Source organism: Acinetobacter sp. ANC 7912, assembly GCF_039862785.1.
In the GTDB taxonomy this organism is placed as follows: domain Bacteria; phylum Pseudomonadota; class Gammaproteobacteria; order Pseudomonadales; family Moraxellaceae; genus Acinetobacter; species Acinetobacter thermotolerans.
In genome coordinates, this window is record NZ_CP156795.1 from 740,121 (window position 1) to 757,842 (window position 17,722).

General features: G+C 44.4%; 18 protein-coding genes. 11 read left to right on the forward strand and 7 right to left on the reverse strand.

The window, feature by feature from the left end; all coding sequences use genetic code 11:
* Nucleotides 1-19: 19 nt before the first annotated feature.
* The 3 genes from minC to ABEF84_RS03770 all read right to left on the reverse strand — a co-directional run bounded on the left by minC (nt 20) and on the right by ABEF84_RS03770 (nt 2,905).
* Nucleotides 20-736, reverse strand: coding sequence for a septum site-determining protein MinC (gene minC, locus ABEF84_RS03760; RefSeq protein ID WP_034585952.1), 717 nt, complete (start codon nt 734-736; stop codon nt 20-22).
* A gap of 158 nt (nt 737-894) precedes the next feature.
* Complete coding sequence (locus ABEF84_RS03765; protein WP_034585955.1) at nt 895-1,962, reverse strand: hypothetical protein; 1,068 nt, start codon at nt 1,960-1,962, stop codon at nt 895-897.
* 19 nt (nt 1,963-1,981) lie between these two features.
* Nucleotides 1,982-2,905: an acyltransferase gene (locus ABEF84_RS03770; protein WP_034585957.1), complete on the reverse strand. Its 924-nt coding sequence runs from the start codon at nt 2,903-2,905 to the stop codon at nt 1,982-1,984.
* 250 nt (nt 2,906-3,155) lie between these two features.
* Between ABEF84_RS03770 and ABEF84_RS03775 the strand changes: the two genes are divergently transcribed.
* The 9 genes from ABEF84_RS03775 (at nt 3,156) to ABEF84_RS03815 (ending at nt 12,449) form a co-directional block, all read left to right on the forward strand.
* Nucleotides 3,156-3,809 (forward strand): OmpA family protein, encoded by a 654-nt coding sequence (locus ABEF84_RS03775; protein WP_034585961.1) that lies wholly within the window; start codon nt 3,156-3,158, stop codon nt 3,807-3,809.
* A 134-nt stretch (nt 3,810-3,943) separates the two neighbouring features.
* On the forward strand, nt 3,944-5,983 hold the full coding sequence (rep, locus tag ABEF84_RS03780) for a DNA helicase Rep (RefSeq protein WP_347453608.1): 2,040 nt from the start codon (nt 3,944-3,946) through the stop codon (nt 5,981-5,983).
* Nucleotides 5,984-6,029: 46 nt separating this feature from the next.
* A complete protein-coding gene (dut, locus tag ABEF84_RS03785; protein ID WP_347453609.1) occupies nt 6,030-6,482 on the forward strand; it encodes a dUTP diphosphatase in 453 nt (150 codons plus the stop codon).
* Between the two features lie 238 nt (nt 6,483-6,720).
* Nucleotides 6,721-8,139 carry a phosphomannomutase/phosphoglucomutase gene (locus tag ABEF84_RS03790; RefSeq protein WP_347454435.1) on the forward strand — a complete coding sequence of 473 codons (1,419 nt, stop codon included), beginning with the start codon at nt 6,721-6,723 and terminating at the stop codon, nt 8,137-8,139.
* Nucleotides 8,140-8,149: 10 nt separating this feature from the next.
* A complete protein-coding gene (argB, locus tag ABEF84_RS03795; RefSeq protein ID WP_034585973.1) occupies nt 8,150-9,058 on the forward strand; it encodes an acetylglutamate kinase in 909 nt (302 codons plus the stop codon).
* 267 nt (nt 9,059-9,325) lie between these two features.
* A complete protein-coding gene (locus ABEF84_RS03800) occupies nt 9,326-10,174 on the forward strand; it encodes a class II glutamine amidotransferase (RefSeq protein ID WP_347453611.1) in 849 nt (282 codons plus the stop codon).
* Between the two features lie 273 nt (nt 10,175-10,447).
* A complete protein-coding gene (locus tag ABEF84_RS03805; RefSeq protein WP_347453612.1) occupies nt 10,448-10,903 on the forward strand; it encodes a bacteriohemerythrin in 456 nt (151 codons plus the stop codon).
* Nucleotides 10,904-11,043: 140 nt separating this feature from the next.
* Complete coding sequence (locus ABEF84_RS03810; RefSeq protein ID WP_347453613.1) at nt 11,044-12,123, forward strand: hypothetical protein; 1,080 nt, start codon at nt 11,044-11,046, stop codon at nt 12,121-12,123.
* Complete coding sequence (locus ABEF84_RS03815; protein ID WP_347453614.1) at nt 12,123-12,449, forward strand: RnfH family protein; 327 nt, start codon at nt 12,123-12,125, stop codon at nt 12,447-12,449. The genes ABEF84_RS03810 and ABEF84_RS03815 overlap by 1 nt, the downstream gene beginning before the upstream one ends.
* A 109-nt stretch (nt 12,450-12,558) precedes the next feature.
* On the opposite strand, the gene ABEF84_RS03820 is transcribed toward ABEF84_RS03815, so the two are convergent.
* Nucleotides 12,559-12,957: an outer membrane protein assembly factor BamE gene (locus ABEF84_RS03820; RefSeq protein WP_034585986.1), complete on the reverse strand. Its 399-nt coding sequence runs from the start codon at nt 12,955-12,957 to the stop codon at nt 12,559-12,561.
* 112 nt (nt 12,958-13,069) lie between these two features.
* Between ABEF84_RS03820 and fur the strand changes: the two genes are divergently transcribed.
* Entirely contained in the window at nt 13,070-13,507 is a 438-nt protein-coding gene (fur, locus tag ABEF84_RS03825; RefSeq protein ID WP_347453615.1) for a ferric iron uptake transcriptional regulator, read from the forward strand.
* Nucleotides 13,508-13,573: 66 nt separating this feature from the next.
* On the opposite strand, the gene ABEF84_RS03830 is transcribed toward fur, so the two are convergent.
* Complete coding sequence (locus tag ABEF84_RS03830; RefSeq protein WP_034585991.1) at nt 13,574-14,695, reverse strand: PilT/PilU family type 4a pilus ATPase; 1,122 nt, start codon at nt 14,693-14,695, stop codon at nt 13,574-13,576.
* Nucleotides 14,696-14,727: 32 nt separating this feature from the next.
* Nucleotides 14,728-15,765 (reverse strand): type IV pilus twitching motility protein PilT, encoded by a 1,038-nt coding sequence (locus ABEF84_RS03835; RefSeq protein WP_034585994.1) that lies wholly within the window; start codon nt 15,763-15,765, stop codon nt 14,728-14,730.
* A 123-nt stretch (nt 15,766-15,888) separates the two neighbouring features.
* On the opposite strand from ABEF84_RS03835, the gene ABEF84_RS03840 reads away from it, so the two are divergent.
* Nucleotides 15,889-16,575, forward strand: a complete 687-nt coding sequence (locus tag ABEF84_RS03840) for a YggS family pyridoxal phosphate-dependent enzyme (RefSeq protein ID WP_347453616.1) — start codon at nt 15,889-15,891, stop codon at nt 16,573-16,575.
* A gap of 35 nt (nt 16,576-16,610) precedes the next feature.
* Here the strand turns inward: ABEF84_RS03840 and ABEF84_RS03845 are convergent, their stop codons facing one another.
* Nucleotides 16,611-17,717 (reverse strand): acyltransferase, encoded by a 1,107-nt coding sequence (locus ABEF84_RS03845; RefSeq protein ID WP_347453617.1) that lies wholly within the window; start codon nt 17,715-17,717, stop codon nt 16,611-16,613.
* Nucleotides 17,718-17,722: the final 5 nt, after the last annotated feature.

Consider the following 17,722-nt stretch of genomic DNA (forward strand, 5'->3'; position numbering starts at 1 on the left):
TTTGGTGTTTATTTATACATTAAAATTGTAGAGCTTCAAATACAAGCTCTTGTTGATCATTCAAATAAATATGCACAGGCTTTTTCACCACATTTGGTGGGATGTCATCTGCGACGCAATAGGTACCTGCAATCGAAATCAGTTCTGCTTCCAGCGCATGACAGAAAATGCGGGCAGCGGTATTGCCACCTGCACCCGCAATCACACGACCACGTGCACTGCCATAAATATGAATATTGCCTGATGCGATCACTTCCGAGCCACTGTTCATGCCAGCATTGATAATAATGTCACCATGATCCTGCACGATACATTGACCGGTACGCAGAATTTCATCATGGTAAGACGTCACATGCGCAATCACTGGCGCCACTACAGCAGCCTCTTGACTAGCGTCAGCCTTGATTTCAGGTTTGATTTCGATGACCTGTTCTTTGCTGGCTTTGATTTCCTGCAACTGACGGTCTGGCGGTAATACCGGGAACTGGATGGCACGTGCCTGTTCAGCCAGTGGACCTTCAGTCACCGCCATCGGTTGTACATCCAGGCTAATCAGCAATTGAATCAGGGCAATCAGTTCCTGCTCGACTGAACTTTCAATCACCACCAGCATACCTGGCGGAAATGCAGCTTGTAATTTTGGTGCTAATTGCTGGCGGATCGCATCATGATCATTTGTATCAAGGCTAATGCGAATCGCATTGACCATTCTGCCCTTAATCCGTATATCAGCCATAGTTCTTCCTTAATACTTCTGACCTGTAAAATTTTATGTCGAAGCAATGTTGTAAATAGTGCAAATCCTAGAACAAATTTCGTTAATTCTCTAGCGATCCAAGTTATTTTTTTATGCGATCAAATTCCCTTAAAAAGAATAGCATTATTCCTGCCGGATTATTGATAGGTTGATCGCTGATTTTTCTCATTTTCTTCTAGAATTTGTTGCCACTGCTTGATTTTGACCTGTTCGCGAATGGCTTCAAGTGTTTCAAAAACAGCCGACTCGACCAGTTTGTCAATGTGTGGATTTTGTTCAATCTCGATTTGGCTGATCTTCTCGGCAATCATGGCATAGGTTGGATTATCCTTGCTGTAATTGGTGTGGGTAAACGGATCGATCAGTCCTTGGGTAATATTTTCACCCAGACGCTGACCGATACTCTGAATCTGCTGTTCGATGCGGCTGCCAACAATGGGGATCAGACGTAACAGTTGGGTCAGTTCGGGCGTATCTTCAATGGCCTGATTCACCACCTGACCGACATTCTTGGCAATCATGGAACGTTGGGCTTGTAATTCCTTGCCCAGACTTTCCTGCAAAATATCCGCAAGGGCAGTGGCAAACAGCTGGCGGTGATGCTCAACCAGATCATCAATCATCTGACGATGGGTGGTACTGGTGGTCAGTTCTCGTTTAATGCCATCCAGCACGGTAATCACGATACGGCTGGAAAGCTCTTCCATCACCAGGTTGTAATAGAAATTTGCACGTTTGTACCAGCTGTTAGGAATGACCTTGAAACCATGGCTATGCAGGTTATAGCCAATCGCGACAGCACGTAGCAGACGCAGGAAACGTAGCTGTGGAATAATCGCGAGAATTTCATACCAATGTACGAAAGGGAAGAACCACCAGCGCACATGATGACGTAGTACGATAGCAATCAGCCAGCGCGCTAGCAGTTCGCCAATTAAAAAAGTGGTAAACCAGCCTTCGGTAATGATCACCCAAGGGCGCAGTTCAGCCTTATAGAAATGTAGAATTTCGGGCAGACGAATGAAGTCGAACAGCCATTGTCCGAAGTCGCTAAGCAAAATGGCATTGGCACTTAGACAGAACAGGTTGATGATGATCAGCACCATCATGAAAATGTCGTAGGCCAGCGCGACCTTCCAGCCCCAAGTGCCTTCGCGGAAAAAGCTGAAGGCTGTAGAGCTGGTTTTTGGGGAGTTCGGCTTCATCACATCTCAAAAAATCAGGTCAGGCTGCCTGAGCCAGATCCTGCTTCATTTTTTCAATCAGCTGGTCTTTCTCAGTCCATAATTGATGTACCCATTGCTGGAAACGTTCACGGTATTCAGGATCATCCTCATAATTACCGCCCAGTACCCAGTCTGGAATTTCAATCTTTCTTAAATCTACCGCAATTCTTGGCACTTCGCCTAACCAGAATTCACCATAGCCCGGTACGCCGTCTGGATAGACAATGGTCATATCTACAAAGGCATCGATGCGGTCACCCAGAATATTCAAGGCTAGCGCCAGACCACCGGCTTTTGGTTTCAGCAGGTTTTTATATGGAGATTGTTGCTGGTCATGCTTTTCTTGGGTAAAGCGGGTGCCTTCCAGATAGTTGAGCAGGGTAAATGGCTGACTCAATAACTGCTGACATGACTTACGTGCTTCATCCATGTCGCGATCTTTCAGTGCTGGATTCTTGGCAATCTGTTCTTTGGTATGGCGTTTCATCATCGGAAAGCCCAGAATCTTAAACGCCTGTCCCACGAACGGAATAAAGATCAGCTCCCATTTGGTAAAGAAACGGGTGAGTGGCATACGAGTCAGACCAAAATACTGATTCACTGTGGTATCAACCCAGCTTTGATGGTTACAGGTCATCAGGTAACGACCTTGCATGCTTAGGTCGAGTGATTCATCAACGGTAATGGTCCACTTGGTATTTTTCAGCATGGTGTCAATCAGCCAGTTATTGACGCTCAGCCAGCTGTTAGTGATCTTGATATTGGTTTCGTCAATTTTAGGTGACTTTTTCACTAACTTGGTTAGACCTAAAGCAAGTACTGGAGGCCCATGAAAGAAAGTACTTCCTGTCATAACTGAGCTTACAGTGAGGCCACGAGCAATTTTTTTTAAAAGCGGTTGTTTTTTACTTTCAGACGACATATAAATCTGTCCTAAGAGGGTAATCGTTTAAAATTTGTCATATTTTTAACAATATACGTTCTGAGAGGCGATTAGAAAAGTCCAGAATGAGAACTGTGGAGAAATTGTGATGAATTTAACTGTTTTAGTTACACATAAACATTACAAATAATTACGAAACAATTTATGATTAACAAAGCAAATATGGTTGTTGATTGAAATATCGACCATTATTCTTCAAATACAACAAAACAAGTTAAGGAGGCATGCAATGCGTGCATTGTTAATTTCAGCAGCTGTAGCAGGGGCGGTAGCACTTACAGGTTGTCAAACTACAGGTAACAACATTGGTGGCTTCGAATACGATAAAGCTGCACTGGGCACAGTGATCGGTGCTGCAGCAGGTTATGGTATTTCTAAAGGCAATGCCAACACTAGCGCTCAAAACAACCGTGCTGCTGCAATCGGTGCAGTTGTAGGTGCAGCAGCGGGTGCTTACCTTGACAATAAAGAGAAAAAACTTCGTCAAGCAACAGCGGGTAGCGGTATCGACGTAAACCGTAATCCAGATGGTTCAGTGAATCTGGTAATGCCAGGTAGCATTACATTTGACACTAACAAGTCAAATATCAAACCAAACTTCTATGATACTTTGAACAAAGTTGCTCAAGTATTAACTGAAGACAACAAGAGCGGTATCGTAGTAACTGGTTATACAGACAGTACTGGTAATGATTCAATCAACCTGCCATTGTCTCAAGCGCGTGCTCAGTCTGTTGCGAGCTACTTAGCGTCTAAAGGTATTTCAACTTCACGTATCAACGCTCAAGGTTTAGGTTCTGCGAACCCAATCGCTGACAACTCAACAGCTGCGGGCCGCGAACAAAACCGTCGTGTTGAAATCGCGGTATATCAAGTTCAGTAAGATCTGACTTGTAAAAAAGCCACCTTCGGGTGGTTTTTTTATGTTGGAAATTTGACTCAGGAAAATGAATTTTCAATTAGGCAAGTTGCTCGCAGATGACTATAATCGGAGCCGAATCTAGAAGAGGAAGCACTATGTCACTCGCCAGTCAGTTAAATGACAAGCAACTTGAAGCCATGAAATACACTCAAGGACCCTTGTTAGTACTTGCGGGGGCAGGTTCAGGTAAGACTTCCGTAATCACAAGAAAAATCGCTTATCTGGTCAAGCATTGTGGCATTCCGGCACACCGTATTACCGCCATGACCTTTACCAACAAAGCTGCACGTGAAATGAAAGAGCGTGTAACCAAACTGTTGTCACGTGAAGAAGCGAAAGGTCTGTCAGTCTCGACCTTCCATACCTTTGGCTTAAATTTATTGCGTCTCGAGTTGAAACACACGCCCCTGAAAGCCAACTTCTCGATTCTGGATGCAGATGATTGCAAACGTATTCTGATGGACCTGATGCACCGTGATAACCTGTCCGGTGCAGAAAGTAAGGAACTCATTGCTAAAGCGATGAAGATGATTTCTGACTGGAAGAACGACTTGATTCCACCGGAACAAGCACATACCACTTGTGAAACGCCGGAAGATGTTCAGTTTGCGCATTTATATCAACTGTATGAACGTAACCTGCGTGCCTATAACGCTGTCGATTTTGATGACTTGATTGTGATGCCGACGCGGTTACTACAGGAAAATGCGGAAGTCCGTGATAAATGGCAGAATCGGGTACGTTATCTGCTGGTGGATGAATATCAGGATACCAACACCGCACAATATATTCTGGTGAAACTGCTAGTGGGCGTGATGGGGCAGTTCACAGCAGTAGGGGATGATGACCAGTCGATTTATGCCTGGCGTGGGGCTAAGCCCGAAAATATGGCCTTGCTGCAACAGGACTTCCCAAACCTGAAAGTGATCAAGCTGGAGCAGAACTATCGCTCCACTAGCCGGATTCTGAAAGCGGCCAATACAGTGATTGGCAATAACCCGCATATTTTCGATAAAAAACTCTGGTCGGATAAAGGCCATGGTGAAGTCATTCGGGTGATTACCTGCCGCAATGATGACGATGAAGCAGAACGTGTGGTCAAAGACCTGATCACACACAAGCTGATGAATGGTAAAAACTGGAAAGATTACGCGATATTGTATCGCGGGAATTTCCAGGCACGTATTCTGGAAACCCAGCTGCGTCAGATGCAGATTCCTTATAAGCTTTCTGGTGGGCAGTCCTTCTTCGCCCGTGCGGAAATCAAGGATATTATGAGTTATCTTCGCCTGATCATTAATCCGGAAGATGACAGTGCTTTTCTACGCATTATCAACACACCGAAACGCGCGATTGGTCCGGTGACGCTGGAAAAATTGGGTTTGTTTGCCCAGGAAAATAATTTGTCACTGCTGGCTGCAGCAGGGGATCAGCGCCTGACCATGGCGATTCCGAAGAAAGCGACAACACAGTTGGCTGAGTTTGCTGACTTTATTAATATCTTTACCCGCAACCTGCTAGATGATGACGAGCCGGTGCCGATTATCCGCCAGATGATGGTGGAAGCCGGTTATATTGACTATATCAAGGAATCAGCAGCCACCCCGGCACAGGAAAAAACCAAGCTGGATAATATTGAAGTGCTATATAGCAGTATCCAGAGTCTGATTAACCGTGCCGAAGATGTCGATGAAAAGAACATCGAAAGCGTGATTCGTAAGATGGTGTTGTTAGACATGCTGGAACAGCAGCAGGAAGAGGAAGATACAGACAAGGTCAACCTGCTGACTCTGCATGCGTCCAAAGGTCTGGAGTTCCCTTATGTATATCTGATTGGGCTGGAAGAGGAAATTCTGCCGCATAAAAATTCGATTGCTGCCGATACTGTTGAGGAAGAACGCCGTCTGATGTATGTAGGCATTACCCGTGCCCGTCAAGGTTTAACCATTACTTTGGCCGAACAGCGTAAGGCGGGTGGTCAGATGAAACAGATGACCCCAAGCCGTTTCTTGGATGAGTTGCCAGAGGATGAACTGGAATGGCTCGGCCGTAAGAAAAAGCTGGCTGGCAATATCGATCCAAAACAGCAAGCCCAACAATATCTAGAAAATTTACGCGCTTTAATTAAGCGTTAAGATTTAAGCAATTTCTAAATCAATATTTTTCAATAGGAAAGAAATAATGAAAGTACAGGTGAAAGTCCTTGACTCACGCCTTGGCAATGAATGGCCAATGCCAACTTATGCAACAACTGGCTCTGCAGGACTGGACCTGCGTGCATGTGTAGATGAAACCATCGTGATCGAACCAGGTCAAACTGTATTGGTCAAAACTGGTTTAGCCATTTATATCGAAGATCCTAACTTTGCGGGACTGATTCTGCCACGTTCAGGTTTAGGTCATAAACATGGGATCGTGCTAGGTAACCTAGTCGGTCTGATCGATTCAGATTATCAGGGTGAGCTGATGGTATCGGTATGGAACCGTAGTCAAACTGCGTTTAGCCTGGAACCGGGCGAACGTCTGGCACAATATGTATTAGTCCCTGTGGTTCAGGCACAATTTGATATTGTGAATGAATTTGAAGCCACTGAACGTGGTGCAGGTGGCTTTGGTCATACTGGCAAAAACTAATTTAGAAAAAAGCCTACATTCAATTAAATGTGGGCTTTTTTAATCTTTGATAAAATTATAATTGTCGAGTATTTGGCTACTATTTATCCATTTGATAAATTTTCTTACATTGATTATTTTCTGAAAATCGGCTAAAAGTAGCTTGTTTTTTAGAACAAGAATAACAAGTTTCATATCGTGGTGAACCCACCCGATTTTTGAGCTTATTTTCTCCTATCCAGCAGTGAAATTATCGTCTATGGGATTCATGCAACATCAATTCCCCATGCAACTCTTTCGTGCATATGACATCCGCGGTAAGGTTTCTTTACTGAATGCCGGCGTGGTGGAGGCTATTGCACATGGTCTGGCACAGCAGTATCAGCAGGCAGGGCAGACGCGTGTCGCGATTGGCTATGATGCCCGATTGACAAGTCCGACCTATGCAAAAATTATTCAGCAGATCTTTCAGCAATATGGAATTGATGCAACCGTGATCGGCTGTTGCTCCAGCCCGATGCTTTATTTCACGGCCAAAGAATTTGATGGTAACGGTATTATGATTACCGCCAGCCATAATCCGCGTGAGGATAATGGTATCAAGTGGTTAATGCAGGGTGAACCACCTTGCCCTGAGACGATTCAGAAAGTCGGACAAGAAGCAAAACAGTATTACTCGGATGAATTACTACCCATTCCAGAAGCGCAGCATGAAATCATCACCGAATATTGCCTAAAGTATCAGCAGTCGATTCTGGATGATATTCAGCTACAACGCCGTTATAAGGTGGTGTTAGATGGCTTAAATGGTTCAGCTGGGCGTTGTGCAGCGTTGGTCTTAAAAAAACTGGGCTGTGACCTAACCACCATTCGTACCGAAGCCAATGGCCATTTCCCGGATCATGCCCCGGATCCTTCCCAAGATGCCCATTTGCAAAAACTGAAATTAACAGTACTGAAGACCGGCGCTGATTTGGGAATTGCCTTGGATGGTGATGGCGACCGTTTGGTACTGATCGATGCTGCTGGAGAGATCATTCGGGCGGATCAGTTACTTTGCCTATGTGCGGAAATCTGCCTGAAAGACCATCCGGGACAGGAATTTGTTTTTGATGTGAAATGTTCGACCCAGGTACGTAATACTGTACTGGCATTGGGTGGTAAACCAGTGATGCTACGTACCGGCAGTTCTTTCCTGCGTAAATATCTGGCCAATGCCAAAGGCCAAGCTATTTTCGGTGGTGAATATGCCGGGCATTATGTTTTTAATGACGGCCGTGGCGGTGGTTATGATGATGGCGTCTATACCGCTTTAAGAATCATGGAATATCTGGATCATACCGGTCAAAGCCTGGCAGAAGCACTCAAAAAATATCCAAAACGGGTTGGTACTGAAGATCTGTATATTTCTACCCATCGGATTCAACCTCAAGAATTACTCGACTTTGTTGAAGTGCAATCCCGTCAATTAAATGCACAAATCAGTAAAATTGACGGGATACGTCTTGATTTTGATGATGGTTTTGGCATCATTCGAGCATCCAATACGGGTGAATACTTTACAGTGCGCTTTGATGCAGAAAATCAGCAGCGACTGAATGAGATCCGTCACCTGTTCGTTTCGATGTTGCGTGACCGCTATCCTGCGATCGCCAAAGATATTTTAGATGCTCAATAAGGAGAGGCGAATGCCAAATCAACAGACCGGCATCGACAAAGCACAAGTACTGACCGAAGCTTTGCCGTATATTCAACGCTTTGCAGGTAAAACCTTGGTTGTAAAATATGGCGGCAACGCAATGACTGATCCTGAGCTGGAAAGTTCATTTGCACGTGACATCGTCTTAATGAAAACCGTGGGCTTGAATCCGATCGTGGTACATGGTGGTGGCCCGCAAGTGGATTCCATGCTGAAACAGCTAGGCCGTGAGTCTGAACGTATTGATGGTATGCGTGTGACTGACCCGGCGACCATGGAAGTCGTCGAAATGGTGCTGGGTGGTAGCGTCAACAAATCGATCGTGAACCTGATCAACAAACATGGTGGCCGTGCGATTGGCTTAACTGGTAAAGATGGTAACCTGATTCGTGCCCACAAACTGTTGATGGAAAAAACTGCAGAAGACGGTTCGATCCAGAAAATTGATTTAGGTATGGTCGGTGAAGTCGTTGGCGTGAAAACCGACGTCCTGGAAATGTTTACCAAAAGTGATTTTATTCCGGTGATTGCACCACTGGGTGTTGATGAAGAAGGGAATACCTATAACATCAATGCCGATCTGGTCGCAGGTAAAGTGGCGGAAGCTTTGGGCGCAGAAAAACTGATTCTGCTAACCAATATCACCGGTGTTCTAGACGAAAATAAAAATCTGCTGACTGGCCTCACCACTCAGGAAGTAGATCGTCTAATCGAAACGGGCGTGATCTATGGCGGTATGATTCCAAAAGTCGGTTGTGCGCTTGATGCAGTCAAAGGCGGTGTTGTAAGTGCACATATCGTTGATGGTCGTGTACCACATGCGAGTCTGCTGGAAATCTTTACCGATCATGGTGTCGGTACCTTGATTACCAACCGGGTGAAATCAGCTCATCATTGATTTGGCGTGAATAAAAAAGAGTCTCTTTTGAGGCTCTTTTTGTTTTAGTACTATCCTAAAAATATTTAATCTAAATCAGATGAGTTGAAAATGTGAGAATAAAAAGTAGAGCGAATGTAAGCTAAAAATTTATTTTTTTAATAAATATGCATAAAATTAACTTTTTTAGCACTTTTGCTGCAAAGCCTTGCAGCAATCCAGATTTGAAAAGCCACCAGGGCTGATGCAGAATAACTGTATGAATTACCCAAGAATAGAATTGAGACTATGTGCCAGCTGTTAGGAATGAATTGTGCTACACCGACCGATATTACCTTTTCATTTCGGGGCTTTTCGCAGCGTGCAGGAATCACCTCAGATCATTCTGATGGCTTTGGTATCGCCTTTTTTGAAGATAAAGCTTGCCGTTTGTTTGTGGATAATCAGTCGGCAGTCGAGTCACCGATTGCCGAACTGATCCGAAACTATCCGATCAAATCCCGTAATGTGATTGCGCATATCCGCAAGGCAACACAGGGCAAAATCAATCTGGAAAATTCCCATCCGTTTAGCCGTGAACTGTGGGGACGTCAGTGGATTTTCGCACATAATGGCGATTTGCATGGTTTCTTTCCGGAATTATCTGGTCGTTTTACTCCGGTCGGTAATACGGATAGTGAACGTGCTTTCTGTTATCTGCTCGATCAGCTGGTGAAACGTTTTGGTTACGATGAACCTAAATTGGATCAGGTATTTGATCTGCTAGTTGAGATTTCTCCAGGCATTGCCGAACATGGTACCTTTAATTTCTGTTTGTCCAATGGTCAGGCCTTATTCACTTATGCGACGACCAAACTGCATTGGCTCGTGCGTGAATATCCATTTAAGCCCGCCCAGCTGATTGATATTGATGTGGAAGTGGATTTTAGTCAGGTAACCACACCGGAAGATCGTGTCGCCGTCATTACTACTGAACCATTGACCCAGAATGAAGTCTGGACGCCATTTCAGCCGGGTGAAATGATCTTATTCCGAGATGGTAATAATATCCGTTCCCAACTTACTCGTGTTGAACGTCTGGAACGTGAACGATTGGATCCTTCCTTAAAGCGGGTCACTCGAGCAGATCAATATTAAAAATATCAGCTGGCGGAATAAAAAATCCGCCATTTTTTAATTTTAAATTAAAGTAAAAATCACGATTAAATAAGCGCTTATTTTTATCACTGGTTAATAAATATCTTATTCTTTTACTCGGGTTTGTTTTGTTTTAACTAAATTTAACAATAACTTACTATTCAAATACTGACTTTGATATGAAAACCGACTAATTCACTTCATTTTTATTTTAATCAATAACATATATGCTCATTTCATGTGATAAGTCTTTAATATTGATAGGTGGTCGTAATGAAGATGAAGTGGATTCCAGACTATAACACTGGTATCGATGTGATTGACGATCAGCACAAACGAATTCTCGATTACATCAATGAAATTGATGAAATTGATGAATCTACTGATCGTGCTCGAATCAAACAGATCCTGGAAAACATCATTGACTATACCCAGTCTCATTTCACCTTTGAAGAATCTCTACAGGAAGAGGCGGGCTATAAATATCGCGTACCACACAAACGTGTACACGACCTGTTTATCAAGAAAATTGAATCTTATCGTGACCGCTTTGAGATGGGGCATTCCATTGAAGCGGAACTGCATGAAGTGTTATCAAAATGGCTGATCAACCATATCCAGCACGATGATGCGGATTATGTGGGTGCAGTGAAGGAAAACATGATTGGTCTGATCAAGGAAAAAGAAAAGAAAAAAGGCAAGAACTGGTTCGCCCGTTTCTTCTCATGAGCCGATTATTCCTGATAACAAAAAATAAAGTCTAACGATCTTTTTTGCGCAGCAAATCATCTTCGGATGGTTTGCTTTTTGTTTTTGATTTTCACTGCCATGCAAGGCAAAATAGCGCTAGATTTTTATAGGAATGCATCATGCAGGACAATGCTATGTTGAAATGGTTATCGCCGCTGATGGCTTTTTGCTTATCCTTTCTTATTATTGCGACGCTCGCACCAATAACCGGGATTCAGATTGACCGTCAGCTTGATTTCTGGCTGTTGTGGTTAGCGACCATGCTGATTCTGGCTCTTCCGGTTTGCTATTTGGAAATTGCGCTGGCGAAACGCTCCAAAACTACAGCACTCCAAGCATTGTCCAGCCTGACCCGCGAAGCGGATAGCTCACAGCGCTGGCGCTTGGTTGGCTGGTTGGCGGTGGTATTTATTCCATTCCTGTCGGGTGCCATGCTGAATCATGCGTCCAATGTGATTGCGGTGGCTGATATTAAGATTCAGCAACCGGTAATTTTTGCAGTCCTCGCCATTGCTGCTTTGGCGCTGTCTTTAGTGCCGCGTTTAATACTCGTTGGTATTACTACAGTAGGTGTATTGGCTTCTTTAATCTTAGCCAATGTTATGGGAACTCAACTGCCAGCATGGCAAGTGACACCTGTACAATTTGTCGAATGGGGAAATGCTACTGTATTGGCACTTGTCGCAAGTGGTTTAGGGATGGGCTTGTACTGGCAATCTAGTTTAGCTGCAGTAAATCAGCAGGACGTTGCTACGAAAACTGCTTTGCCAATTTGGATCGCCCAGCTGCTGGCCGTGATTGCTTTCGGTTTCTTTGCTGTGAAAGCCGAAATGCCGGCATTTGCATTGATTGCAGCAATTGTGGCGGCCGCTGCGTTAATGCTGCAAATGGCACGTGAACAGCTACAACAACGTCAGATGAATGTCATCATTCAATGGGCCGTGGTGGTGGTTGCGACATTAATCTGGTTAATTCCAAATATTTCACCAATCTTTAACAATCTGCTGATTTTATGGGGTTTGGTGATCAGCCTGATTTACGCACTGTTTGCCGGCTGGATCATGAAAATTAGTCATTTGCGTAAATCGATGAACTTTAGTTCAGAAGCTTTCTATAACATCTGGCGTATCGCGGTGCGTATTGTATTGCCAGTAGCAATCATCACAGCAATTATTGCAGTATTAGGGCAGTGGTTCTGATGAGTCAGGCAGTGATGGTTTGGGTGGCGTATGCTGCCCCTGAACAACAATTTCATATTGCCGTGCCTTTTCAAGCTGGCATGACCGCACTGGACGCGATTGCAGCGAGTGGTATCCGTGAACAGGTGGAATTACCTGAGCCGCTAAATTTGGGTATTTTCGGCGTTAAACTACAGGATCATCAGAAGCCATTGGAAGCGGGGGATCGTGTAGAAATCTACCGGCCACTGACGATTAATCCGAAAGATATCCGCCGTAAACGTGCAGCAGAAAATCCGGTTGGTCGTTATATCAAGGGCAACCGTGCCAAATTATGGAAATCTTAAAAAATCGCAAATCCATTTGAATAGCGACAAAATGCTGGTTATTTGATAAACCTATGCTATTTATTAGAAAAACCCCTAGTCACTTAGGGGTTTTTTTATGGAAAAGCGATTATAGTGGGGGCGCTGTAAGAATCGCTTCTTTTGAGCCTGGTAGGCCAGGTTGTGATTCAGGGATGGTTTCTAACCCTTCAATGCGTTCTACGATACCGTTTGGAGTGAAGTAAATTTTCAGGTGTTGACCACGTGCAGCAGGGATGTTGGCTTTTTTAGCATAGGTTCCTGGGGTATAATTGTAAATGTAGTCCCAGCGTAAAGGATTAAGCGGATCAGTTACCGTTGGGCTACCGAGCAGGAAACGGACTTGCTGGTGACTCATACCTACCTGGATTTTTGAGGCTTGTGCTTGAGTTAAAGGTGTTCCTTGAGGAATATCAACTTTGTACACACCTAATGTCGAACAGCCGACAAGCAATGAAGTGACGAATAACGTCAGCATGATTTTTTGCATTTTGCTACACTATCCCAAATTAATTATGATGCATTTGATCCAGGGATAGATCATACTGCATCTAAACTTTGTTGCATATTCCAACTTTAATTTTGTTGAGAGACCTTTGTACATGCCTATTTCAAATCAAGATTTACGTAAAGCTGGACTAAAAGTTACATTGCCGCGAATTAAAATATTAGAACTATTAGAAAACTCACGCCAGCACCACCTGAGTGCCGAAGATATTTATAAGACTTTACTCGATCAAGGCGAAGATGTGGGTCTCGCGACTGTATATCGTGTGTTAACACAGTTTGAAGCAGCAGGCATTATTCAGCGCCACCATTTTGAAAATAACTATTCAGTCTTTGAAATCATGCAGGAAGATCACCATGATCACCTGGTATGTCAGAATTGCAATAAAGTGGTTGAATTTACCAATGATGTAATTGAGCATGAACAGCACGAAGTGGCAAAAAAATTTGGCTTTGAGCTGACTGGTCACTCATTGAACCTTTATGGTTACTGTGATGCACCTGAATGCCAAGAAGCCTATCGCAAGAAATGATTTCAGGCATGTCGTTAAAAAAACAGGCTTCATTTGAAGCCTGTTTTTTATTGCATAGAAAATAATTTAAGACTGGCCATCAAATGTGATGTTGCTATGTGAATTCATCAGATGGGCACCGCCTTCCTCAGAAAGCTTGATTTGCAGACGCAAGTCATTTGGTGAGTCGGCATGTTTCAGTGCATCTTTATAGCTGATCTGTTTGGCCTTATACAGGTCATACAATGCCTGGTCGAAAGTCTGCATACCGAGTTCACGTGAACGCTTCATCAAATCCTTGATCTCATGTACATCACCTTTACGGATCAGATCTGAAACCAGTGGCGAGTTGATCAGAATTTCAATTGCTGCACGTCGGCCGGTACCATCAATGGTAGGAATCAGCTGTTGGGCCACCATGGCACGTAAGTTCAGGGACAAGTCCATAAACAGCTGGCTATGACGATCCGCTTCAAAGAAGTGAATGATCCGGTCAATCGCCTGGTTGGCGTTATTGGCGTGCAGGGTAGCAAACACCAGGTGACCGGTTTCTGCAAAGGCAATGGCATAGTCCATGGTCTCGCGGGAACGGATCTCACCGATCAGGATCACATCGGGTGCCTGACGCAGGGTGTTTTTCAGCGCAACTTCGAAAGAATCGGTATCGATGCCGACCTCACGCTGGGTAATGATACAGCCCTTATGCTGGTGCACGAATTCGATCGGGTCTTCAATGGTAATGATGTGGCCTTTGGAATTTTCATTCCGGTAGCCAATCATCGAAGCCAATGAGGTTGATTTACCAGTACCGGTTGCCCCTACGAAAATGATAATCCCGCGCTTGGTCATTGCCAGTTCTTTTAGAATCGGCGGTAACTTCAGATCATCCATGGTCGGAATCACGGTTTCAATCCGACGCAACACCATACCTGGCTGGTCACGCTGCTGGAAAGCACTGACACGGAAACGTGCCGATTTGCTGGCATTGGTAATGGCAAAGTTACATTCACGGGTTTCAGCAAATTCCTTGCGCTGCTTTTCCGACATGATCGAATGCAGAATCTGGCCTACTGCAGAACCCGGCAGTTTGACGTTGCCAATCGGCACAATCGTGCCATTTACTTTAATGGAAGGCTCAACATCGGCGGTAATAAACAGATCCGATGCCTTTTGTGCCACCATGTAATCAAGTAAACCGTTAAAATCCATGTAAATCCCCAAGAAAATGAAGGCTTATATTTTTATAGGAAGCTTTCAGGCTGTTTCGCTGCAGTACGTGCCACTTGAGGACTGATAATACCTTTGGACACCAGCGTTTTCAGGCTTTGATCCAGCGTGGTCATGCCGTAGTTGGCACCGGTCTGGATTGCAGAGTACATCTGTGCAACCTTGTTTTCACGGATCAGGTTACGGATCGCAGGAATACCGATCATGATTTCATGTGCTGCCACACGGCCACCGCCGTTTTTCTTGAGCAGGGTTTGCGAAATTACGGCTTGCAGTGATTCTGACAGCATGGCACGGACCATGTCTTTTTCTTCAGCAGGGAAGACGTCGATCACACGGTCGATGGTTTTTGCTGCTGAGGTGGTGTGCAGGGTACCAAATACAAGGTGACCTGTTTCCGCTGCAGTCAGTGCCAGACGGATGGTTTCTAGGTCACGCATCTCACCCACCAGGATAATATCGGGGTCTTCACGCAGTGCCGAACGCAGCGCTTCGTTGAAGCCATGCGTATCACGGTGCACTTCACGCTGGTTGATCAGACACTTCTTGGATTGGTGCACAAATTCGATCGGGTCTTCGACGGTCAGGATGTGGTCATAACGTGTATCGTTAATGTAATCCAGCATCGCAGCCAATGTGGTTGATTTACCAGAACCGGTAGGACCTGTTACGAGTACCAGTCCACGAGGATATTCGCAGATATCTTTAAAAATCTGGCCCATACCAAGATCTTCAATTGTTAAAACTTTTGATGGAATGGTACGGAATACCGCGCCTGCACCGCGGTTCTGGTTAAATGCGTTCACACGGAAGCGCGCAACCCCAGGAACTTCAAAGGAAAAGTCAGTTTCTAGGTTTTCTTCATAGTCACGGCGCTGTTTATCGTTCATGATGTCATAAACCAGCTTGTGAACCTCTTTGTGTTCTAAAGCAGGCAGGTTGATACGACGTACTTCACCATCCACACGAATCAGTGGTGGCATCCCCGCAGACAAGTGTAAATCCGACGCGCCATTCTTAGCAGAAAACGCCAGTAATTCTGTAATGTCCATAAAGTCCCCAGAGTCATTAAAATGTTATTTATTTTGGTAGAATAATAAGGCTTTCCCACAGCTTAACCAACACTTTGTTAGTGAGCAAGCGGAAAAATTTTGAATGAAATGAGAACTCCGTCAATGAATATGTTGCAACACGCGCGAAATCAGGTTTTGGCTCAAATTCACACTGCATGTCAGCAGGCTGGACGTGATGAAAATACGGTACAGTTACTGGCGGTGTCCAAGACCCATCCGGCAGAAACATTGGTGGAAATGTATGCAGCAGGACAACGCAGTTTCGGTGAAAATTACTTGCAGGAAGCGCTGGATAAAATTGAAAAGTTGCAGGATCTGGAAATTGAATGGCATTTCATTGGTCATGTACAGCGCAATAAAACCAAGCATCTGGCAGAAAAGTTTGCCTGGGTGCATGGGGTGGATCGCCTGATTATTGCGGAACGTTTGTCTAATCAGCGTGCGGATGATCAGGAGCCATTGAATATTTGTATTCAGGTCAATATTGACGGACAGGATACGAAAGATGGCTGCCAGCCAGCAGAAGTGGCTGAACTTGTCGCACAAATCAGCCAGTTACCCAACATTCGTTTGCGTGGTCTGATGGTGATTCCGGCACCCAACAATACTCAAGCCTTTAGCGATGCCAAGGCTTTATTTGACGAGGTCAAAACACAGCATGCCCATCCTGAAGATTGGGATACTTTAAGTATGGGTATGTCAGGTGATATGACAGAAGCGATGGCCGCAGGTTCAACTATGGTGCGTGTCGGCACAGCCTTGTTTGGGGCACGTCCTAAAAAAGACTAAGCAATCCATCAAGTAGATCAGATTCATAAAAAGCGTTATTGGGGTGCAGGCAGTAACGCTTTTCTTTTTTGGGGTTCTAGCCATCTTGCGATGAACCAGGCAAAGAAGATTAAAAAGGTCATGCTGGCTAATAAGGCCAAAACAGCTCCTCCCAGACCATAACTTCGGCTTTGTGGAAAACAGCCGAGAATAAACAGTAGTAGAGGGAAATGGGTGACATATAGAGTATAGGAAAAGCCTGCTGACTGGATCCAGACCGGATGATAATAGCTGTGTTGATATTGAAGCTGAATTAACCAGCAGATCCATCCCAATCCGATACAGAGATTAAATGGTACAAAATAGCTACCACGATAAATATTGGTGTGTTCGATGAAATGGAAAACATAATTATCAATACAGGCAATCAGTAGAGCTAAACTAAAGAAGACTAATTTAAGTGAACTTAAATGATTTAGCAGATATTGCTGAACTTGCTGAAATGAACTGGAAAAGGCACTGAGCCAGAGCAGAAAATAAATCAGGAATTGCGGATTGAGTAGCGACAGAATGACTAAAACCAGTATAAAACTGGCTTGAGCAAGGACCGAGTTTCTTAAAAAGGGCAGAAAGCCTGCCAGCACGTAGAACCAGACTTCATAACTTAAACTCCAGAGAGGGGCATTAGCAGATAAAGTCGGTGTAACAAAGCCGTTTAAAAATAGCAGTGAACTTAGAAGATTCTCCCACTCCAGACTATAATCCGTCCGAATCATCATGCCGAAGTTGTGTTCAAACTGATGACTCTGCGAACTAAACAGGAAAGGAGCCAGCAGATATAACAATACGGTCAGAACCAAGGCAAACAGGAACGGTGGCAAAATCCTGTGACAGCGTTGCCGAACATAATGTCTGAGATCAAATTGACCATTATTTTGAATATTCTGCTGGATAGAAGTTCCGATCAGATAACCGCTTAAGGCAAAGAACATCATCACAGCAGCTTGCCCGAACAGGCGTATCCAGGAATATAGCGTCACATCAAATGGCGCGATAAAAGCCTGAAAGCAGTGACTGAACAGTACCACAATGGCACTGACTCCACGCAAGCTTTCCAGTTGTAAGCTGAATTCAGCAGAGAGCTTGCCTGAGGTCATATTCATAAGCG